This is a genomic window from Ruminiclostridium papyrosolvens DSM 2782 (assembly GCF_029318685.1).
GTDB lineage: Bacteria > Bacillota > Clostridia > Acetivibrionales > DSM-1351 > Ruminiclostridium > Ruminiclostridium papyrosolvens.
In genome coordinates this window covers 868,978-891,498 of the sequence record NZ_CP119677.1, presented here as the reverse complement: position 1 = coordinate 891,498, position 22,521 = coordinate 868,978, and the positions used below count along the sequence as shown (strand labels likewise).

21 protein-coding genes are annotated in these 22,521 nt (G+C 37.5%); 4 read left to right on the top strand and 17 right to left on the bottom strand.

Translation table 11 applies throughout. From position 1 onward, the window contains the following. Positions 1–301 precede the first annotated feature (301 nt). A complete protein-coding gene (locus P0092_RS04035) occupies positions 302–667 on the bottom strand; it encodes a hypothetical protein (RefSeq protein WP_004618697.1) in 366 nt (121 codons plus the stop codon). A 170-nt stretch (positions 668–837) separates the two neighbouring features. Between P0092_RS04035 and P0092_RS04030 the strand changes: the two genes are divergently transcribed. After that, a complete protein-coding gene (locus tag P0092_RS04030) occupies positions 838–1,368 on the top strand; it encodes a TetR/AcrR family transcriptional regulator (protein WP_004618699.1) in 531 nt (176 codons plus the stop codon). 46 nt (positions 1,369–1,414) lie between these two features. Next, the gene (locus P0092_RS04025; RefSeq protein ID WP_004618700.1) at positions 1,415–3,187 is read left to right on the top strand and encodes an MFS transporter; all 1,773 of its coding nucleotides are present in this window, start codon (positions 1,415–1,417) and stop codon (positions 3,185–3,187) included. Between the two features lie 65 nt (positions 3,188–3,252). Here the strand turns inward: P0092_RS04025 and P0092_RS04020 are convergent, their stop codons facing one another. The 10 genes from P0092_RS04020 to P0092_RS03975 all read right to left on the bottom strand — a co-directional run bounded on the left by P0092_RS04020 (position 3,253) and on the right by P0092_RS03975 (position 14,097). Continuing rightward, positions 3,253–5,724, bottom strand: coding sequence for a hypothetical protein (locus P0092_RS04020; protein WP_004618702.1), 2,472 nt, complete (start codon positions 5,722–5,724; stop codon positions 3,253–3,255). Positions 5,725–6,472: 748 nt separating this feature from the next. After that, complete coding sequence (locus P0092_RS04015; protein WP_004618704.1) at positions 6,473–6,769, bottom strand: hypothetical protein; 297 nt, start codon at positions 6,767–6,769, stop codon at positions 6,473–6,475. Between the two features lie 83 nt (positions 6,770–6,852). Further along, a complete protein-coding gene (locus tag P0092_RS04010) occupies positions 6,853–7,842 on the bottom strand; it encodes a diaminopimelate dehydrogenase (protein ID WP_004618707.1) in 990 nt (329 codons plus the stop codon). Between the two features lie 37 nt (positions 7,843–7,879). Beyond that, positions 7,880–9,130 carry a diaminopimelate decarboxylase gene (lysA, locus tag P0092_RS04005; protein WP_004618709.1) on the bottom strand — a complete coding sequence of 417 codons (1,251 nt, stop codon included), beginning with the start codon at positions 9,128–9,130 and terminating at the stop codon, positions 7,880–7,882. Between the two features lie 64 nt (positions 9,131–9,194). Further along, positions 9,195–9,896, bottom strand: coding sequence for a TrmB family transcriptional regulator (locus P0092_RS04000; RefSeq protein WP_242831751.1), 702 nt, complete (start codon positions 9,894–9,896; stop codon positions 9,195–9,197). A gap of 72 nt (positions 9,897–9,968) precedes the next feature. After that, positions 9,969–11,225: a hypothetical protein gene (locus tag P0092_RS03995; protein ID WP_276187079.1), complete on the bottom strand. Its 1,257-nt coding sequence runs from the start codon at positions 11,223–11,225 to the stop codon at positions 9,969–9,971. Continuing rightward, positions 11,225–12,307 carry a DUF58 domain-containing protein gene (locus P0092_RS03990; RefSeq protein WP_004618715.1) on the bottom strand — a complete coding sequence of 361 codons (1,083 nt, stop codon included), beginning with the start codon at positions 12,305–12,307 and terminating at the stop codon, positions 11,225–11,227. The genes P0092_RS03995 and P0092_RS03990 overlap by 1 nt, the downstream gene beginning before the upstream one ends. 8 nt (positions 12,308–12,315) lie before the next feature. Next, positions 12,316–13,260 (bottom strand): AAA family ATPase, encoded by a 945-nt coding sequence (locus P0092_RS03985; RefSeq protein WP_004618717.1) that lies wholly within the window; start codon positions 13,258–13,260, stop codon positions 12,316–12,318. 67 nt (positions 13,261–13,327) lie between these two features. Beyond that, entirely contained in the window at positions 13,328–13,699 is a 372-nt protein-coding gene (locus P0092_RS03980) for a sulfite exporter TauE/SafE family protein (protein WP_004618719.1), read from the bottom strand. A 26-nt stretch (positions 13,700–13,725) separates the two neighbouring features. Continuing rightward, positions 13,726–14,097: a sulfite exporter TauE/SafE family protein gene (locus tag P0092_RS03975; RefSeq protein WP_004618721.1), complete on the bottom strand. Its 372-nt coding sequence runs from the start codon at positions 14,095–14,097 to the stop codon at positions 13,726–13,728. Positions 14,098–14,343: 246 nt separating this feature from the next. On the opposite strand from P0092_RS03975, the gene P0092_RS03970 reads away from it, so the two are divergent. Then, positions 14,344–15,528, top strand: a complete 1,185-nt coding sequence (locus P0092_RS03970) for an AI-2E family transporter (RefSeq protein ID WP_004618722.1) — start codon at positions 14,344–14,346, stop codon at positions 15,526–15,528. Here the strand turns inward: P0092_RS03970 and P0092_RS03965 are convergent. Further along, positions 15,506–16,651: a metallophosphoesterase gene (locus P0092_RS03965; RefSeq protein ID WP_004618724.1), complete on the bottom strand. Its 1,146-nt coding sequence runs from the start codon at positions 16,649–16,651 to the stop codon at positions 15,506–15,508. The genes P0092_RS03970 and P0092_RS03965 overlap by 23 nt on opposite strands. A 169-nt stretch (positions 16,652–16,820) precedes the next feature. Beyond that, complete coding sequence (locus P0092_RS03960; RefSeq protein ID WP_004618726.1) at positions 16,821–17,540, bottom strand: hypothetical protein; 720 nt, start codon at positions 17,538–17,540, stop codon at positions 16,821–16,823. A 183-nt stretch (positions 17,541–17,723) separates the two neighbouring features. Between P0092_RS03960 and P0092_RS03955 the strand changes: the two genes are divergently transcribed. Further along, a complete protein-coding gene (locus P0092_RS03955; protein WP_004618727.1) occupies positions 17,724–18,719 on the top strand; it encodes a hypothetical protein in 996 nt (331 codons plus the stop codon). A gap of 41 nt (positions 18,720–18,760) precedes the next feature. Here the strand turns inward: P0092_RS03955 and P0092_RS03950 are convergent, their stop codons facing one another. From P0092_RS03950 to P0092_RS03935, 4 genes are all read right to left on the bottom strand, one after another. Beyond that, positions 18,761–19,201, bottom strand: coding sequence for a flavodoxin family protein (locus P0092_RS03950; RefSeq protein ID WP_004618729.1), 441 nt, complete (start codon positions 19,199–19,201; stop codon positions 18,761–18,763). A gap of 40 nt (positions 19,202–19,241) precedes the next feature. After that, a complete protein-coding gene (gltA, locus tag P0092_RS03945) occupies positions 19,242–20,636 on the bottom strand; it encodes an NADPH-dependent glutamate synthase (protein WP_004618731.1) in 1,395 nt (464 codons plus the stop codon). Then, entirely contained in the window at positions 20,629–21,474 is an 846-nt protein-coding gene (locus P0092_RS03940) for a sulfide/dihydroorotate dehydrogenase-like FAD/NAD-binding protein (protein ID WP_004618733.1), read from the bottom strand. The genes gltA and P0092_RS03940 overlap by 8 nt, the downstream gene beginning before the upstream one ends. Positions 21,475–21,618: 144 nt before the next feature. Further along, on the bottom strand, positions 21,619–22,518 hold the full coding sequence (locus P0092_RS03935) for a site-2 protease family protein (RefSeq protein WP_004618735.1): 900 nt from the start codon (positions 22,516–22,518) through the stop codon (positions 21,619–21,621). Positions 22,519–22,521 lie beyond the last annotated feature (3 nt).

The window sequence follows — 22,521 nt, the reverse complement described above, 5'->3', positions numbered from 1 at the left end:
TGTGCTTTGAAAGCTATGATATCTTAGCTTGTACTAGTTTTTTTATGCTTATAAGGTATGTCTAAAACTAAAGACATTTGGCTTTGTACTATAATAAAATAAAAAAAGTATTTATTCGACATTTTTAATTACATTTTTTAGAAAATCTTATAATATTTTATTTTTTTGCCAAACTAATGAATTATTTGCCATTTAATGTTTATATTGTAAATGATTTTAAAATTAAAATCAAGTTATTCAACTATATAAACTAAATTTATCGTTAACCATAAAAAATAAAGAAGAACCATTAGGCTCTTCTTTAAGAATTCTTCAGGTATTCTTTTCCCAGGTCATTAATCATAATTAACCTGTTATCAATACCTTCTATAAGTTTTTGAAATTTCATGACTGCCAATATTTTAAGAACTTCGTTTTTATCTTTTTCTCCCATAGCCTCATAAATTTCATTTAAGGTAACTTTATCCTTCTCAGAGAGAAAACGCAGCAGTTTTATCCTTTTGCTTTCAATGCTTACGGATTCCTTCCACTTTTGTATTAAATCTTCCTTGTTTTTCTCCCAGTATTCATTACCCATTCTTAGCCTTGTTTTACTCTCCAAATCTTCTAATTTACAGGGTTTAAGCTCCCAGGGCTTTTCCGGGTATATTTCATTTATTTGCTCCACTTATGTTCTCATCCCCTTTCTGCTACTACACATATTCTATGTATTAAAAGATTTTCCTGCAATAGAATATTTATACCCGGACTAATAAACATTTTTTTGTGCAATTTTAAACTTTTATTTTTTTATGCAGGGTGTTATAATATGAACATCGTTCATATAAAGGTGATTATGTGCCAAAGATAATTGAAAATATAAAGGAAAACTTAATATTAGAAGGCAGAGAAACTCTTATTGACAAGAGCTACAAGGAACTGAACATACGGGATATTGCCAAAAACTGCGGTATCGGTATAGGTACTTTTTACAACTACTTTGAAAACAAAGAAAAGTTTGTTCATGAAATTTTTATGGACGACTGGAGAAAGATTATAGGACTGTCGGAAAGCCTTAAATTTTCAAAGTTACCTCTAAAGGAAAAAATCAGAGAGATTTACATTTATCTTGACAGCTTTGTAGATAAGTACCTTTCCATTTTTTACGAGATTTCAATGCAAAAAGGCTACAGTCCTGAAAGAAACAATGATATGAAAGACCTTTATATCTCAGTTGAAGGTATTTTAAATATTGAAAAAGATAACGGGACAATAAAATCAATGCTGACACCACACAGTTTGTCTCAATTTATTGTCTCAAACCTGATGTACCTGAGCAAAACCAAGTATATTTCATTTGATGAATTGTATAGTCATATGAATATTTAAAAATTTTTTATTATTAAATGAACATTGTTCAAAAAAGGAGAAAAAAATGAATACTAATAATGACAATAAAAAAAGATTTATTGTATTGGCAATTTTTCTGTTGGGTATTTTTATGGGGGCTATAGACAGCGGTATTGTCTCCCCGGCAAGAACTGTAATTAAAAACAGCTTTGGCATCAGTGAGTCTTTAAGTGTCTGGATGGTTACTATTTACACTTTGGCATATGCAGTTGCTATGCCCATTGTCAGCAAGTTATCTGACAGATACGGACGTAAGAAGGTATATCTGACCAGCATAGTTATTTTTGCGGTTGGTTCCTTTCTCTGCGGTATATCCAATTTTTACGGCAATTTCACATTCTTCCTTATAGCAAGAGTTATTCAGGCTATTGGCGGAGGCGGAATCATGCCTATAGCAAATGCTTTTATAGGAAACAGCTTCCCTCCCGAAAAAAGAGGAACTGCACTGGGTTTTGTAGGAGGAGTTTACGGCATCGCCACAATTTTGGGCCCTACTATGGGTTCTTCCATTCTGGATATTGCAGGAGTCGACCATTGGGGATGGATATTCTTTATTAACCTTCCTATATGTTTGTTGATTCTGGCATTAAGCTACACTCTTAAAGAGAACCTTGGGGAAAATAACAAGAGAATGGATTTAAAGGGTAGTCTGGTACTGAGTATTATGATTTTAAGCCTTATGTATGCTCTTACTAACCTGAACTACTTCAATTTTTCTGAGAGTATAAAGGATTTACATGTTTATCCTTTCCTGATTTTATTTGTTATTTGTTTGCCTTTATTTATTCTTATAGAATCAAAAGCAGACGACCCCATTTTAAACCTGAGATATTTTAAAGAGCGTCAGATACTTTTGACTCTTATTTTGGGCTTTATAACAGGGGTTGGCCTTATGGCAGTTGTTTTCATCCCTCAATTTGCTGAAAACATTCTAAAGATAAAAACCGGAAACGGAGGATATCTGGTTACCTTGATGTCGGTTTTTGCAGGAATCAGTGCACCTCTTGGAGGCAAATTCATTGATAAATACTCTGCAAAACTGGTAACCGTTCTGGGTATGCTTTGTACGGCTTTTGGAACTTTCTTCCTGGCGTTTTTTACAACTGCTCACCCAAGCTTTGCTTCAATAATGATTGGACTGATTTTTGTGGGTTTTGGTATGGGCTTTACCATGGGTACTCCACTGAATTACCTCATGCTGTCATTTGTGGGTGAAAGAGAATCAGCTTCAGCCTTGTCTACCTTATCTTTAATAAGGTCAATCGGAGTAGCTGTTTCACCGAATATTATGATTAACTTTATAGCAGAAGCAGGTAAGAGTGTACAGGGTAAAGTAATGGCAGTAATGCCTGAACCTTCCGCACCTACGTTCCCCGGTTCTCAATATGTGTCCGGCTACTTTGATATGTCAAAAATGACAAACGGCGGAGGTATTTCAAGTACTGCCATAGAAAAGCTCAAATCAGCTGATGTTACCAATGTTGTAGATGTTCTGAAAGATTTTTCTTCAAACATGCTTGATAAAGTAATACCGACAATCAAGGATAAAATACTTGGAGCAATGTCAGCCGCACCAAAAGGAGCTGCTTCTCAAATTAATCTGGACAAAATTTTCAGCGATTGGAAGCTGGATTATCTTAATAAAATTGAGAGCGCAAGAGCGACTATTGAAAATACTTTTCAGACTGCAATAAGTGCAGGCTACAGAAATATGTTCATAACAGCAGGTGTTATTGCTGTTATAGGACTGGTTGCAGCCCTTCTGCTAAAAAACAAAAAGAAACCGGTATCTCAATAAAGTAGCAGGGGTTGTAGCAAAATCAAAAAACTAGCTGTTTTACTGCAACCCCATTGCCAAACTAATTAAGGATTTACTTTTACTATGATTTTGTAGTAGCTGACTGTTTTCTTATTCTCTGAGGTAACTTTTATAATAAAAAAGTCATTGTTTGCTATAGTAGTGTTAGTGTATGCCTCATCTGTTTCAAAGTTTTTTGTAGAAGCTCCTGCGGAATACTTGACAGCTCTTATGTTTGCTTCTGAATAAGTTCCTCTGAGCAATGTAATATATGCTCCGATATTTGATTCATCTTGTGCTGCCGTGATAGCCAAGGACATTGTTCCAGCTTTTGCACCTTCTATTGTAGACGCAGGTGTACCAACATTGCTGTAACCTATGGCTTTGCCTTTTATTTTGGACATATAGTCTAATTTGGCCTCACTGCCTGCTGTCTGTCCGGGTGTTATTACTTCTGCTCTGTATGGTGCTGACATGTTTCCTTCTTCATTAACAGCTACTGCCCATACATTATACCTTGTGGAATAGTAAGGAAGATTATTTATTATAATACTCTCCTCTACATTAGCGGTTACGGAAACATTTCCTGAAGCAAATCCATTCACGCCTTTTCCGTTTTTACCGGCCAATACCTGTTCCTTTGTAGGATTCGGGTCATATGAATCAGCTTTTCCGGTAACTACATAGTACACTTTTCCCGATTGATTTGATTTTACTGTCATCTCAGCGTTCCTAGTACCCGCTGCCTGTATAGGCCCGGCCATAGGATAGTAGCCCAAGCTTGGTATTGTTCCTTCTACAGTCACCATAATTTTGTAGTAACATGTTGAATTATCGTTTGCTGTTACTTGAATCAGGAAGAAATCATTATTATTTATAGTCGCGTTAGTATATGCATAATCCTTTGCAAAGTTTGCAGTTGAAGCTCCATTTGCATATTTTACAACTCTAACTTTTGATTTTGGATCATTGAGCTTAAAGGAGGTTATATATGCTCCTGCATTAGAAGTATCTTGTGCCTTGGTTGCACTTATGGTTACTCTACCCGGTGTTACCAGATTTTTATCAGCATTTGGAGTTCCAACGTCGCTGATTGCAGTACCTTTTATTGTTGATGTAGTACTTAATACTGTGCTGCTTACAGGTGCTGACTTTATGTTTTCATTGGATAACTGTGATTCAGCCGTTGCATCCAGAATAAGTGTGCTGTTTCCATTTGCCTTTACTGTATATGTATATTTACCTACTCCGGCATTAGCTATAGATGCAGCGAAATCAATTCCTGCTGATGCTTTTTCAGCAGAGACTGTTACAGGCACTATCCATGCCTTTCCATCCTTGTATGCCTGTACGGTATAACTAACGGCATTTGGTACTTGGTTCCACTTCGCTACATCTCCGTCCCACTTGAGACCTTCAGTTACTGTTGAGAGACGAATTACAGACTGTTCTGCTGAATGAACAGACCAAGGTCCATCTGTATAAAATACGCCGTCTCCTTTTCCCATTACAATTACGTTATAGCTGCCTTCACCTCTGGCTCTCATATCCTGTAAAAAGTTGTAAGAGGTTGTGCCTGCAGGTAAACTTACAGGTGAACCTAAATCTCCGCATTCACTGTATAACTGTACAACATAGCCTGACTCGTTCTCCAAATCATCCCACTTAGCTGTACCTGTCTCATCCAATGTCACATTGGTCACCTGTGGCAGTTTGTAAGTTAATAACGGTGACTTTACCATAATTTTGTAGTAGCTTACTTTTGAGCCATCCTCTGAGGTAACCTTAATTATAAAAAAGTCATTGTTTATTATGGGTTCATTTGCATATGCAGTGTCGGTCTCAAAATTTGCCGTTGATGCTCCTTCAGCATACTTTACCACTTTAACAGGAGCTTTTGCATATGTTGCTCTAATAGATGTAGTGTAAGGCCATGCATTGGTCTCATCAATTGCCTGAGCCAGTGTTAAATCTATAGAGCCGGCAGTTACACCTGCTATTTTTGTAGACGGAGTTCCAATATTATAGTAACCTATTGTTTTACCCTTTATAGTAGACATGTAGACTAATTTCGCTTCATTACCGGCAATTGCACCCGGTGTTTTTATATCTGTCCTGCGTGGAGCAGATATATTGCCGATTGAATCCACTGCTACTAACCATAAATCATATGTAGTAGAGTAATCGGGAAGATAGTCTACTAAAATACTCTTTTCTTCGTTAGCTGTTATCGCAGTAGTTCCTGAAGCACAAGCCTTAGCGCCGTTGCCGTCCTTTCCTGCCATTATCTGTTCCACAGTAGGATTTTTAACGAATTTGCTAACTATGTAGTATACCATACCCGATTTGTCAGCCTTAACGATTACCTCAGCTTTATTTGTACCTGCGGCTTGTATTTGGCCTTCAATAGGATAGCTTCCCATCTGCGGTGCTTTCTCATCTGCTGCATATAGATTTACCTGAAAGCTCAAGCTTAGAATTGCTGCAACTAGAACCATAAGACAAATACGTTTTACCAAATTAATATTTTTTATCAATTGTAGTACCTCCCATAAATAATAAATTATACTCCATCTTTTTTAAACTGGTTTACAATTCTGCAATGATTTATGTAATCTACGTCAGTCTTTACCTCGCTGTAATAGTTCAGTCCAAAGGGCCAAAAATGCTGTTTGTCACCATGTTGTGTTTACATAGTATATGGAGACTGATGTGTTGTAATATACAGTTTTAGGATTTTTTTCTCTGACCAGTGTATATGTTATATTTCCTGTTGCTTGAGCAACAAGAGACCACTCCTGATTTTTACCTCCATTATCAGTCCATTGGGTAACATCACCCCGTTTGCTGTTGATACACTTAACGCCAGAAGCTTATTCTCTTCCCGTGTTAACTATTTAACAATATCCTCCGTCCATATTAACTAATCTCCAATTTTGACACGTACTTCCGTTATCTGTTTTCGCACCAGTGTCACCGTCATTGTGACCAATACAATTACGTCAACTGATGAAATACCTGAATTGAATACCACTGTCATTAGTATTACAAGAACAACAATAAAACCCTTTTTTACTAAAATGTCACCTCCTCTATTGTCTATTACTGGTATAATATCAAGCTTTTAATAGTTAATCAATAATCTCACTAAAATCTATAAATTATGTAGCTATATACCTCCTTTATGTTGTATATGGTGGCTAATTTTTCCATTATACGACAAAAAATGGCAGATACAACTTACACTCACGAGTGTGTTGTACCTGCCATTTTTTAATTAAATTATTATTCTTCTGAATCAATAACTTCTTCTTCTGATTCGCCCCGTGTTTCTTCACGGGTTGTTTTCATTGCTTCAAGTTTCGGGCCAAGCTTTTGTTTATAGCCCTTTGGAGCTTTTTCGTGAAACATTTTTAAAAGCAAATCTTCAGTAACAACTTTAACTTTGTGCTCCACAACCCAACTCTCAATCTCACGCTTTATAGTGGACCTGAAAATTGAAGGAACTGCAGACATTACTGCTTTATACATCTTTCTGCTGTTGCCTTTCCAAGTCACATTGTCTAATGCCGAACCACTCATTAATACCTCCTACCCGCATAGCTGCAGACATAAAAATAATACTACATACTATGGCAAATAATGAGTTTTGGTTCTAAATTCGATTATAAAAGTCCCTTTATAAGTTCAGCATGGCTCTTTGCAGACAAGTATGACAGTGGTACGTCAAATACCGTCTTTGCTCCATGGCAGCCTTCTCTATTCATGCGTACAGCCGCCCTTGCATAGGCAACCAATACATTTGCAGTAAATTCAGGATTGCTGTCCAGTTTGAGTGAAAATTCTATAATGTGGTTGTTAACCGTATCTATACCTGTCTTACCGCTTCTGAATACAAATCCACCATGTGGCATTCTGGAATGATTGCTTTTAAGCTCATCTTCACTTACAAAATGTACTATTGTGTCATAGTCTGCAAAATAATTAGGCATATTCTTTATGTCAGCTTCAATTTTAGCCTTATCTGCACCTTCTTCTGCTACGACAAAACACTCTCTCAAATGCTTCTGCCTAGTGGACAGTTCAGGGTTTTTACCGTTTCTTACACTTTCAACGGCATCATCTATAGGAATAGTATACTGAATGGCATTCTTTACTCCTGTTACTCTTCTGATTGCATCAGAATGTCCCTGGCTTACCCCTTTACCCCAAAATGTATAATCGTTGCCTTCGGGCAGAATTGCACCTGATAACATTCTTATCATTGAGAATAATCCTGGGTCCCATCCAACTGATATAACAGAGGTTTTATTTGCAGCCATGGCAGCCTTATTTACCGTTGCGAAATACTCAGGAATCTTTGCATGTGTATCAAAGCTGTCAACAATATTGAACATAGCCGCAAATTCAGGCCCTTGTTCAGGAAGGTCCGTTGCTGAACCCCCGCAAAGAATCATTACATCTATATCATTTTTATATTTTTCAGCATCTTTAATCTCTACAACTTTTACTCCGGGAGTCTTCAAAACTACACTTTCAGGATTTCTTCTGGTAAATACGGCAACCAATTCTGTATCACTGCTCTGTCTTATTGCCGCTTCAACGCCCTTACCGATATTACCGTATCCTATAATGCCTATTTTTACCTTATTCATCATTAATCCTCTTTTCTATCATAGCTTGCAATTCTCATTATATATTGAAGTTTGCTATCAAGTCCTCAAAAGTATCCCTGCGTCTTATCAGCACAGGCTCGCCGTCTTCCTTGATAAGAACTTCTGCAGGTCTTAGTCTCATATTGTAGTTTGAACTCATTGCAAAACCGTAGGCACCCGCATCCATTATCCCAAGAATATCTCCTTGATTTATAACAGGGAGTTCTCTGTTTTTTGCAATAATATCACCGCTTTCGCAGATATTACCTACTACAGTTACTTCCTCCACTTCACTGTCATTTAAAGGATTTCCGTTTCTGTATACTTCAATATCATGGTGTGAATCGTACATAACAGGTCTTGCCAACACATTGAAGCCTATGTCGGTTCCAACATATTTGTTCCCGTAGTTGGCCTTAGTGGCATAAACATTACCCAGTAATACTCCGCTTTCTGCAACTATATAGCGGCCGGGCTCAGTTTTGAACAGAATCTTCTTTCCATATTTGTCAGTCCACTGTTCCAGAACCTGTGTAAGCTTTTCCTTGAAGCTTGCCAAATCAAGGGGTTCTTGGCCTTCCTGCTTTTTATAAGGTATTCCGAAACCGCCGCCCATATCTACGAAATCTATATCTTCAAATTGTTCTGCTACTGCAAGTAAGGATTTTACACCTTCGATATATGAATCACCTTCCATAAACAATGAGCCTATGTGTTGGTTTACACCGCATATTTTCATATTATACTTTTTAGCAATTGCCTTAACTTCATTCACACAATCAATGTTTACTCCAAATTTTGTTTTCTTTCCGGCTGTTACAACCTTTTCATGGTGTCCTGCTCCAACTCCCGGATTAAACCTTACAGCAGCCTTTCCTCCCTGATTGATTTTACCCAGAATTTCAAGCTGTGAAAGTGAATCCACACTTACCAGTACACCATTTTCAACTGCATACTTTAGTTCTGCTTCCGATACGTTGTTTGGAACAAAAAACAGATTTTCAGGCTTAAACCCTGCGTGAAGCAAAAGCTGGATTTCTCCTGCAGACATTGCATCAGCTCTGAGTCCTTCTTCCTTCACGATTTTCAGAACAGTAAGGTTTGAATTTGCTTTTATGGAGTAGTTGGGAATGAAGTTTTTGTAATCCACAAGATTCTTCATATCTCTGCATTTTTGTCTTAATATTTTTTCATTGTAGACATATAAGGGACTCCCATATTCCTTTATTAACTTTTCCGGATTTGAATTACCGAAAAAGTTCGTTTTTGTTGAATAGTATTCTGTCATAATGTACACCTCTCTTAATTTAGTTTGAATATTAATAAACCTCTTTTGTTATATAGGTTATATTTCAATTCTGATTATTTTTTATATTTATCAGTTTGATTTCGTTTGTTAAAGAATCTTTTATAACATCAACCATATTTTTATTCATTGAAAATAATCCTGTAGCATCAAACTCACTTATATGTCCCGTCAGAACATTGGAGGAATCCGTAATAAGCCTGACGCTTCCGGGTTTCTTTTGAGACCTGTAACAGGTAAAACCTTCCATACCGTTACAATCAGAGGTTATCAGAACTACTTTGAGTCCCCTCTCCTTAGCATAGATAAGTTCCTTGTGAACAAGCTCCAGTTGGTTTCTGGCTATGGATATATATATCCTGTATTGGGCTTCATTTATCAGGTTCTTCATCTTATTAACTATCTGCTGGGCACCGTTAATTGTTACAAAGGTATCCTTTGGTATATTGACCTTTGGAATCTCTTCTATTACCTGTATGATTTGCGAAAACCTTCTCTTGAGATTTTCCACAAGCTCATTTACAGGCAACGCACCATATTGAGCCGTTTCACTGCTTATTTTGTAAGCACCGCCCTTGTCGCACAAGCCGGCAAGGCCAAGATACGCATTTGACCGTGGAATTCCTGTGAGCTTGGAGGCTTCATATCCGGTAAGCTCACCTTCCCTGCAGAGAGTAACATACAAAACAGACTCGTGTCTGGTGAAACCCGCCTGCATTAAAGCGTCTATAATATCCACCTGCAACATCTCTCTTCATAAAAAATAGTGGTTCTATATAAAACCACTATATATTATTTATAGTTTTTTGTCAACGAATACCTATATATTAAACTTTTTTTCCAAAGTCTCCAAATCTTTTGGAGATGGCTCCATCTCACCATAACGTACTGCATTATAGTTTTTAGACATTAAACTGTTAATCCCTGTTTCAGTTGGCACTGTATCCGAAGCACCTTTTGAAATCTCCTCTGCAGTTGAAGATTTTTTTACGGCAACCCCAATCCCTATTGATTTATCAACAAAGTTTCTGAACAGTCTTCTTATTTTAGCTTTCCCATCAGGTAATTTGTTATAAGGTACTTCTCTGCTGAATAATCCTTTCGCCCTGTCAAGAAATCTGTTAGTGATTTTCTTTAGATTTTTACCGTAAAGACTCTGCTTTTCATCAATGAGTCCGTTTTCATTTATTATTATGGCTGTCGCTTCTCTGTTTGCAAGCCATCCGGCGATACTGCGTATTAACTTTGTTATCAATTTAGTTATTGTGTACAAAAGGTAGACTGTAAACACTACTATGAGAATTATCGCCAATACGTCAAGTACTATCTTTAGTATTTGCTCAAAGAGGCTTGAGGATGCTTTTGCCTCGGGAAATTGCTGCATTTGCCTTTCTTCGGCATGTGTTGCTCCGGGACTTAGGAGCATACCTAAAAAACTAAATATTTTTGCTATTAAGCTTAGTACGAATTTGTAAATTTCAGATACCCGTCCCAACGTACCCATTAAGATAAGTACCAAAAGTATTACTCCGCCGAATATCCTGTTATTCTTTCGTTGGGTTCTGCTTATATCCATGGCTGCTCTTCCAAAGCTTCTGGAGTCATCTACCTGTCTTACTATCAGAAGTATAACGGCAGAGATAACCGAAATGCATATAGCTGCATTTCCATATAGTACACTGTCACTCATAGCTGCAACCTTGTTTATTACCCCATACACCACATTTATGATAAGTGCAAATACGGCGGTCTGCATAGAGAAATCGTTTTCATTTTTTATACTGTACCATGTACTGAGAAAAACAAACATGCACATTATGGTCACAATTAGTCTGCCAAGGTCAGTCCCTGTACCGACAACTGCTATGAGAATTGATACAGCCAAGGATACAGGGTTATACAAATAGGCTTTTATATTCAAGCTGCATATCAGTGTTGCCACAAAGGTAATAACCACCAGGAGAACTGATAAAATAAGGGCGGTGTCCGCCGGAAGTACAAGCTGCATAATAAAAAAATTAAAGGGCATCAAGGCAAAACCTTGTAATATATTAGAGAGCAAAAACAATTTCGACATTATTCCACCTCGCTTTCAGAAATAATCCAGGTCTCAACGTCGTGTCCTGAACGCTTAAGTTCATGAACCTGTTCCTGAATCTTTTCGTCATTGTAAAGAGAAACAATAAGTATATCTGTATCCTTAGGAATACTGTTTTTTATGTTTTTTATCATTGTATAAAAGGATAGCACTCTGTGAAGTTGCAGTTTCGCCATAGCTTCAAAAATAGTAAATAGCTGAATCTGGCTGCAACGCGAAGGAATATTGACAATTTCTTTCTGGTCTCTGAAGTGTCCGTTACAGCAAAATCCTGTAGCTATACCCTGTTTAATTGTCTTATCTACTATTGAAGCGCAGAAGTGAATACCCAGCTCTATTTTTTCACATTCTCTTTCATTTGGATAACTATCCTGACTGCTGCTGGAGTCAATATTAAACAGAATCAAGAGCTTTGTATCTGCCGAATAGTCATACTTATATACCTGAAGCGAATTAGTTCTTGCCGTTGACTTCCAACTGATGGATGAAACAGGGTCTCCCGCCTGATACTCCCTCACTCCTGCTACCAGAAAGGGGTCCGGGTTTATGAACCTCCGTACAACCGCATCTCCTTGTAGCGAGCGGTAACACTGAACCATTCTGTTTTCAGAAAGAGGACTTGGATAGACAAGAAGTCTGACCTCATTGTCATATGATAATATCTTTGTAACAAAGCCAAGAACGTCACCGGCTGTTAACGTCACATTTCCAACATTGTATTCCCCTCTTTTCAGACAGGTAACCGTATGTGTTCTTTTCAGCCGATAAAAAGGCATTATGGAAAAAACACTTCTATGATAGCCGCCCTGAGAGACCTGCATATTTTTAATAGCACTGAACTCAAGGTTTGGGCTTATGCGGGACTCCGCTTTCATCCATGCTATTGGCAGGAAGCTATTGTTTTCTATGTCCTCAATCATTGATATTTTTTCACCCTCAAAAACTGAGGTCTTTGATATAGTTCTACGGTAAACAACTCCTTTAAGCAAAAAACGCCTGAAAAGAATAGTTTCAATGAGAATCAGCAGCGGCAGAGCAAGTGCAATCTGCAAAAATAACATACTTCCTCCTATTCAAGCGGAACCGCTGTCTGCTCTAAAATATTATTGATAATTTTCTCGCCGGGATTACTATTATCAGCTGAAAGGCCTTTTGGTATTATTCTGTGAGCAAGAACAGGAACTGCCATTGCCTTAATATCGTCGGGTATAACATATGTACGGTTTTTAAGCAGAGCATGAACCTGCGAGGCTTTCATAAGAGACAGTGTACCTCTTGGACTGACCCCCAGATGAACCCCTGAATGCTTTCTTGTAGCCTCTGCAATATTAATTATGTACTCCATTATATCCTCTGAAACCTTTACTTTTGAGTATATTTCAGATGCCCCGCATATTTCGGCAGCGGTGACAACTGACATCAGTTCCCCAAGAGGGTTGCTTTCCTTAAACCTTTTGAGAATATCTATTGAAGACTTGGTATCGGGATACCCCATTGAGGTTTTAATCAAAAACCTGTCCAACTGGGCTTCCGGCAAAGGAAATGTTCCTTGAATTTCTACGGGATTCTGTGTAGCTATAACGAAAAACGGAGCAGCAAGTTTTCTGGTCTCACCGTCGATTGTCACCTGTTTTTCCTCCATACATTCCAGCATTGAGGACTGAGTACGGGGAGTGGCGCGATTTATTTCATCGGCAAGCACAATATTTGAAAATACCGGACCGGGTCTGAAAGTAAAATTACTTTCCTTCTGGCTATAAAAATTTATACCTGTAACATCTGACGGCAAAAGGTCAGGTGTGAACTGAATACGTCTGAAGCTGCAATCGAGAGAGGCGGCCAATGCTCTTGCAAAAACCGTTTTCCCTGTTCCGGGAACATCCTCTAAAAGCATATGCCCACCAGTAATTATGCAAATTAATGACAAATCTATTATGTCTTCTTTACCTACGATTACTTTTGAAACGTTTTCTTTTATTTTATGTACGATTAGTCCAATATCTCCAAGCTCCATATATTTTACCCACCTTTTCTAGATTTTCACATAATTATATCATATCTTATAAGGCGTTTACATATAATCAAGCCTTGTTCAACTTTTTAACTTTACCCTTTCCAAATATCTCATATAACCCCATCAGAAGTAAAAAAATTCCAAATATATGCTTTAAAGTCCCTCCGTTCATGGCAAGTGCAAGCTTAGAGCCCAGCACTGCTCCCCCAAGTCCTGAAATCACTATCGGTATTCCCATTCTGAAGTTGACATTTTTATTTTTAATATGTATTACCAGTGCAACAATAGCTGTAGGAATGAAAAAAAGCAGGTTTACACTTTGCGCTACGTGCTGCTCAGGTTTAACGAAAATTACAAGTGCAGGTATAAGGATTGCTCCTCCGCCAATTCCCATACCGCTTATTATTCCTGCTGCCAGACCTATTAAAACAACTATCATACGCACCCTCCGATTTTCTTATTTCCCTAAAAAATCATTCTTATAGCTGCAAGTATCATAAATATTCCGAATATCTTACGAAGAATTTTTGAAGGACATTTGTTCAGAAGAAAAGCCCCTATCGCTCCTCCCATAACACCTCCCGTCATTGCCTTCCATGTTATATTCCAGTTTACATAATTATGAGACAAGTAAAAATAAGTGCTCACTAGGGTTAATGGCAGAATAATAAGCAATGCGGTAGCATGTGCCTTGTGTTCATCCTCCTCCAACAGAAACACCATTGCAGGAACGGCTATCGTTCCACCTCCCGAGCCGAAAAGACCGTTTGCCACTCCTGCGGCTATGCCTATAAGAATGTACTTCAGATACCTTGCGGTTCTGCCTGAGAACGCCATTTAGTAACCTCCAAAATAATTACTTCCCATAGTTATTGTTTAATAATATGTTTGATTATAAACTGGTAAAAATTTGTTTAATCACATATTTTCATATTTAATCTGTGATACCATAATGTGCTTTGGAGGAGATATCCAAAATTAAGTCCGTATAATAATATATTTTAGTTGAATAATAATATATTTAATTTTATAATTTATGTAGCTGTGACAGGCTATAAAACTATATTTTATGAGGTACAATTTATGGATTTGAACAATAACGGCAGTTTATTAAAGAGCAAGATTTTCAGATACGGTTGTTATCTGCTCCTTACTTTAGTAATTATATATATGTTCGGGAAGATAAATTTCTTTTTATCACCCTTCAGGAGCTTTGTTTACTCAATAATCTTCCCAATACTTTTCGGAGGCTTGCTATACTATATCCTTCGCCCAATAGTTTCAATGCTTGAAAAAGCCAGGGTTCCTCACATATTAGCAATAGTCCTTGCTTTTGTTATTGTTCTCTCTGCTTTGATATTGTTAAGTTCTTATACCGGGTCAATTATTAAATCTCAGTTTGACGACTTTGCAAAGAGTCTGCCGGTCTTGTATAAACAGGCTGAAAATACTGTAAATAATCTTCTTTCAAGCAATTTGTTGAGTTATTTTAATGATTCAAATTTTCAGACCTCTGACATAGCAGACAAAGTCTCCAATTTTCTGCAAAGTCTTGCCAAGAGCGTAGGAAAGAATACACTAAGCTTTATAGGGGCGATTACAAATATCGGTTCAGTAATTATTATTTTGCCGATTATTCTGTTTTATTTCTTAAAAGACGGAAACAAGTTCATGCCAAGTGTAGTCAGATTTTTACCTGCTTCCCAAAAAGACAATATGAGAAAGATTTTAACTGATATAGATTTTGTTCTTTCAAATTATATTGCAGGCCAGCTTCTGGTAGCTTTCTTTATAGGGCTTCTCATGTACATCGGCTATCTGATTATAGGTTTGAAATACTCCCTGTTACTGGCAATATTTGCTATGATAACGTGTATTATTCCCTTCTTCGGACCATGGATTGGAATTGTCCCTGCCATACTTCTGTCACTGGCAGATAACCCTTTCATGGCAGTAAAAATATTTTTAGTAATGACTATAGTTCAGCAGATAGATAATAATCTTATTTCACCTCAGGTTATGAAAAAAAGTATGGATATCCATCCACTTACAGTCATTCTCCTGTTAATGGGTATACTGCCTATATTTGGATTTGTAGGTTTAATAATAGTTATCCCTCTGTATTCAGCAATCAAGATTACAATTAAAAATATAATTGAAATGTACTACCCAAAATATGCAGAAGCTCTCAACAGCGACATGCCTGATGAACCTGAAAAACCTCAAAAACCAGCAAAATTCAGTTTCAAGAAGAATAAGGAAAATTAATAGTTATATCCAGAACTTCTGACCTGCTTCCGATACGGACTGTGGGGCCCCACGTTCCGTATCCGCAGGATACTATAAGATTGAATTTACCATCTTTAAGGTAGCCGTTATCCTCTTCAAAAATGCTGCCCGTTACAAGGCTAATGGGAAAGAACTGTCCTCCATGTGTATGGCCTGAAAGCTGTAAATCCACACCTTCCGTCCTTGCTTCCGACAGGGATTTGGGCTGATGGTCAAGAACTATAACAGGCAGGCTTTTATCTACACCTTCCAAAAGGTTGCTAAGTTTCTCTCTATGTGAACCGCTTTTATCAGCCATATAATCCTCACGTCCTACCAGATAAAAGCTGTTGTTAATCTTAACGTATTTATCTCTTAGGACAACCAGACCACTGTCCTCATACATTTTGTTTATCTCTTCAACATCATTTGAATAGTATTCATGATTTCCCATTATGACATAAGCACCGAATCTGGTCTTTATACCTTTTAGTTCCTCCAGCATGTTTGCCCTTTTCACAGGCTCTATTTCTCTGTCAATTAAATCACCTGTTATAACAGCTATATCAGGGTTCAGTGAATTAATCTTCTCAACCGCCGTACGAAGTCTTTCTCTGCCTATAGTATCTCCCAGATGTACGTCTGAAATCATGGCACATTTCAGCTTTTCCATATCCCCTGCTTTTTTATTAATATTAACACTATATGAAACAATCCTCGGTACAACTGCATTATACGTTCCAACTGCAAGTACAGTTCCTACAAATAAAACTACCGCTGCTGCCACAAGCCAGGTTCTGTCTTTTAGGAAAGCCGGAAGAATATTCAGCTTTTTCCCAAGAATTCTGAAAACATCCATTAAGACAACAATCCCTACAAGATACACAAATGCAGCCAGCCAATAGCCTCCCACCGCATTAATTGTACGTACTAAGCTGTCCGGAAAATACTTGCCTCCTATCATACCCACAAAATACGCAGATGCAAGAACGGCAATAATAACCCAATATGCATACTTATTTACCGGAACCTTTGTATTTATGGATTTTAGTCCTCTCAGACCGATGTAGTAATTCAGAAAAGCATATGTAAGTAGTGCAAAACCTGCAGTTATCAGTCTCATTTTTTTATCCTCTCTGTTTAATATGTTTATTAGAATAATTACCTTTATTTATAAAATCAATACCGTTACTTTAATTATTAATAGTAATTTTTACATATATAATACATATTTTCAAGCACAAAAAACCCTGCTCCTTTAAAAAGAAACAGGGTTTTTTATACACAAGTAATCAGATTTGCTTTTTGAAAGCTTTTCTTCCTTGCTCCATTTGCGATTTGAGTTCATCTACTGTAATTCCTTTTTTTGCAGCAAGTTCTTCTTGCCTCTTTTCTCTTTCTGCTTCCATTTTGGCTTTTGCATCATCAAATGCCTTTACTACTGCGTCCTCCTGTGCCTGTGTAATGGTTCCTGCCTTCACCAGACTATCAAGGCTTTCTTTAATTGTATTCTTAGTGTCTTTTGAAGGCCTGAGAGCCTCACAAATTGCCTTTTGTTGGTCCGAGGTTATTGTACCTGCCGTTACAAGTTTATCCAGTACGCTGATATGCTTTTGATTTCTTCCCTTGAAATCACCTTTTTTATCAGAAGGTAACTGTGCCTTCGCATTTTCAAATACTTTAATTACTGCATCCTCCTGAGCCTGTGTTATGGTTCCTGCCTTCACCAGAGTGTCAAGGCTCTCTTTAATTGTATTTTTATTGTCTTTTGAAGGCCTGAGAGCCTCGCAAATTGCCTTTTGTTGGTCAGCAGTTATTGTTCCTGCCGTTACAAGACTATCCAAAACAGTCGTCTGTTTAAATCCCTTTCCCTTAAACATTTGTGAATTCTGGTGTCTTGGCTTTGCTGTATCTGATGATTTTTCGGAATTAGCAGCAAAAGTAAAACCCACAGAACTGATTAAAACCGCCAGACCTAAACTCAGTCCGATTAATTTTTTTGCATTACTCAACAAAAATCACTCCTTCAATTGTTTTTTTCGGATATTATATCCATGGTTATAGAATAGCCATTCTCTGTGTAGTTACTGTGAGATTTTTGTTAACAAAATTTGAACAGGATGTTACAAGTAAATTTAAAGAATGTATAAACGTATTATGAATATATTTATAATAATAATCATTTGGGGGTTTTTATGAAATATATATACAAATCAGGAATTATAGTGTCATTGTTCTTAATAATTCTTGCCATAACTACAATTTGTATAAGAGTGGATAATCAGAATCATAAAACAAATATAATCGGAGGGTCTGTAAAGGAATTAGCTCAAATTAAAGAAACTGACGAGGTTTTGTCCAGACAAACAGTTTCCATTATGAAAGAAAAACGAAATAATTTCAATGAAACTTATTTCAGACCGTCTTCATTAAAGTCACTTAATAACAATTTTATTGACTTTAGCACCTTTTCAGAAACCTTTAAGGACGGAACGGTTCCCGTGAAAATAATGGATACTCCGGTTAAAACTATAGTCAATTATTTCAGTGTCCTTCAACAGGCTGCAAACCTTACAGATGAAAAAACAGGAGGTTGCGGCACTGTGGGTTTTGCAAAAGAACCCTACCCCATAGCTTACCGGTTTCTTTCCGAAAATAATAAGAAATCAATGCCCTACAATGAATATCTGGATTCCTTTCAGGGTATAGGACATATAAACCTCATTAAAGTAATTCCGGCAATAACCGAAAACCCAAAGGAAATCAAGTATTTTCTGGAGTTGGAGATTCTTGAAGGGACAAATACCGGGGGAACCAGTTTTAACTATTATTTTGCTGAAATTTCACTTGTAAACGCAAATAACAGATATTATATTGATTCCTTCGTACTGACTCCTGAGGATTTTTTCTGTGCTCCATATCACGGCTGGTCACATAATGCAGAGTCTTACGTTGAAATTGTATATGGTAATTGGTGCGGTTTGATTAAAAAACAGTATCAGCCCCAGCAAAATGATTTTACTAAGGAGATTGTCGTTGACGGAGTAAATGGAGACAAATACATGTTCAAGTTTGCAAAATTGGCCAATGGTACAGATTTCTTAATAAATACACTTATTCAAAAAGACGGTGCCTGGGTTCCCGTTAACATTGATGTTAACAAGTGTCTTGAAAAAATGAAAAAAAGATAAGGCATAACAGCTGTAATTAACAGTTGTTATGCCTTTGGTTGCTATGCTTTAATGCTATTGTAAACTCTTTTTGCATATTCTTTTGCAGCATTTATGTCATTTGAGTCAGGACTCTTTCTGTTTGCAAATATAAAAAACTTTCCTTTGCAGCAGAAGGATTCGTCAACTACATTTATACCCTTTTCATTTAAAAGGGATTTAACTGTAGCAATCGCTGAACCTGCTACACCCTTACCGTTAGTTCCGAATACAGCTACATTTTTAACTCTGTCTTTGTTTAAAGTTCTGACAAATTCCAGTAATTTTGAATCAGGCTTTCCTGCGTATTCACCTGTACCGAGAAACAGTAAGGCAACGTTTTCAGGCGGATATGCAGGAGGAATCTGTTCTGACTTCAATACATCCTCCAACTCGTTTGCAATTACATCTGCAATCTTCTTGGTATTTCCACCCTTACTGTGATACAAAACCCATGTCTTCATTGCAATCTCCTCTACAAATATTGTAATGTTTGTAAAAGACTTATTGGTTCTGCCGGATAAATTTGTCTATAGCCTCTGCTGCCTTTTTTCCGGCACCCATTGCCAATATAACAGTAGCTGCACCGGTAACAGCATCACCACCGGCATAAACTCCACTCTTACTTGTTGCACCAGTCTCTTCTTCAACTATTATACCGCCCCAAGATTGTATGTCAAGTCCGGGAGTAGTAGATGATATAAGTGGATTCGGAGATTGTCCTATGGCAATGATTACTGTTTCAAGGTCAACCACATGCTCTGAGCCTTTCTTTTCTACAGGACGTCTTCTTCCTGACTTGTCAGGTTCTCCAAGCTCCATTTCCACACATTCCATACCTTTAACCCAGCCGTCCTCTGTTCCAAGAACCTGTTTGGGATTGGTCAATACCTTGAAAATTATTCCTTCTTCTTTTGCATGGTGTACCTCTTCAAGTCTTGCAGGCATTTCAGCTTCTGAACGTCTGTATATAATGTAAACATTCTCCGCGCCCAGACGCTTTGCGCTTCTGGCAGCATCCATAGCAACATTACCTCCGCCTACTACCGCAACATTTTTTCCCACAAATACCGGGGTATCTGTACTTGGGAATTTATATGCACCCATAAGGTTTATTCTTGTTAAAAACTCATTAGCGGAGTACACTCCGTTGTAATTTTCTCCGGGAATCCCCATAAAGCTTGGCAGACCGGCACCGGAACCAATAAATATTGCCTTATAGCCTTCTGCTTTCAAATCATCAACTGAAAGTACCCTACCTATTACCATATTTGTCTGTACATCAACTCCCAGGTCTTTAACTGTCTGGATTTCCTGCTGAACCAAAGTCTTCGGAAGACGGAACTCAGGTATTCCATACATAAGAACTCCTCCGGGAACGTGGAATGCCTCAAAAATAGTTACTTCGTATCCCATTTTTGCAAGGTCTCCTGCACAGGTAAGTCCAGCAGGACCGGAACCAACAACAGCCACCTTTATACCATTACTTTCAGGCTTGTTAACGGAAGCCTTTACATTCTGCATATACCAATCTGCTACAAACCTTTCAAGTCTGCCTATTCCAACAGATTCACCCTTTTTAGTTCTTACACACAACATTTCACATTGGGACTCCTGTGGACAAACTCTTCCGCAGACAGCAGGCAGGCTGTTTGTTTCTCTTATTTTATTATAAGCATCTTCAAATTTTCCTTCTGCTACAAGCTGTATAAACTCAGGTATCTTTACATTAACCGGACAGCCTGATACACATGGCTTGTGTTTGCAGTTGAGGCATCTCTGTGCTTCTTCAATAGCCATCTTCTCATCATAACCCAGTGCAACCTCTTTAAAGTTTTTGTTTCTTATGTCTGGCTCCTGCTCAGGCATTTTTACCTTAGCTAATGACATATTAGGCATTTTTTGCACCCCCAAGTCTGCATACATGAATATCAGTGGATTCTTTCTCCTGTTTTTTGTACATATTCTGTCTTCTCATTGCTTCATCAAAATCCACTTCATGTCCGTCAAAATCAGGACCGTCTACACAAGCAAATTTTGTCTTCCCGCCGACCGTGAGCCTGCAGCCTCCGCACATGCCTGTTCCGTCTATCATTACCGGGTTCATGCTTACCAATGTCTTAATACCATATTCTCTGGTGAGGTTGCTGACAGCCTTCATCATTACAAGTGGCCCTATAGCAATAACCAAATCATATTTGTTTCCTTCATCAATGAGTTGTTTTAAAACATTAGTAACAAAACCTTTATTTCCATTTGACCCGTCATCTGTTGCTACAATCAGCTTGTTGCTAACCTTTTCCATTTCTTCTTCAAGAATAATAAGGTCTTTATTTCTAAAACCTGTAATTGCATGAACTTCTGCCCCAAGGCTGTGAAGCTTTTTGGCTTGCGGATAGGCTATGGCACTTCCAAGACCTCCTCCGATAACAGCAACCTTTTTATAGCCGTCAAGATGTGATGCAACTCCCAGAGGCCCTACAAAATCCAAAAGACTATCTCCCTCGTTCATTTCAGACAGTTCTCTTGTGGTCTTACCGACTATCTGATATATAATCGTAACAGTACCGACTTCCCTGTCATAATCAGCTATAGTAAGGGGTATTCTTTCTCCCCCTTCAGCTATTCTAAAAATGATAAATTGTCCCGGCTCAGCCTTCTTCGCTATTAATGGTGCGTCTATTGACATTAAAACTACTTGAGGATTCAACACTTGTTTTTTAACTATTTTAAACATCCTAATTCCCCCCCATTTGATATTATGGTTTTATAACATTCTATAAGACATTCTAATTGTAATTGTATAATTATGATGTACTAAAAGTCAACACATACGATAGGTTTAAATAATACCATTACCGTAAACTTAGTCTTTTGAATATTATATTTTTTTTGCTATAATTTCACCTACTGTAATGTCTGAAACACCTTTCATAAGTGAATTCAGAATATCCTGTTCTGTTATGGATGCTATAACATTCAAGTCATTATCCAATACCTTAACTATATGAAATACATTGGAATAATCCATCTTTTTTACTAAATCCAGTATCTTTACATCTTCCATAACCGCAACTTCTCTCACGGGAAAAATACCTTTTCTAATAATAGCCGAACGTTTTAAAATGAAGTTCTTCATATTCAATATGGCAGCCTCCTTTTTGCTTTTCTTTAAAAGGAAAATAATATAAACTCCAATCAAAACAAGACTCCCATTGTATCTACTCTTAATTAATACCACCGTTCCGATACAAATAATCACAATTGAAAAAAACAGTGAAAATGTATTCATAAGTCTGTTGGCTCGAAATAAGCCCATCTTATCCGCCAGAAGTTCTATTGCTATTCTGCCGCCGTCAAGGGGAGGGATCGGAATCAAATTAAAAATAGCCAGCCATAAATTTATTGTTATGGCCAGCATAATATTTACACTTACAAGTCCCCCTGCCGGAGTCTTCCACCTATGTACACAGTATATAATTATTGCAAAAACCACATTTACCAAAGGGCCTGAGATATAAATCAGAATTTTCTGAGACTTTCTGCACAAAAAATCATCAATAGCAGCATTAACGCCTACAGGTAAAAGACGGAAGCTACTGAGTCCGGCTCCACACATTACCCCTGCAGCAATATGCCCAAGTTCATGACAAATAATAAAACCCAGAGTCATAGAATATGCAACAAAAATTTTTCCTATGATTGCCGCCAGAAATACAGGAATAATCAATAAATCTATCTGGAGCCTTGTTCCTTTGAGACGGAAATCAATATGTGGCAATAC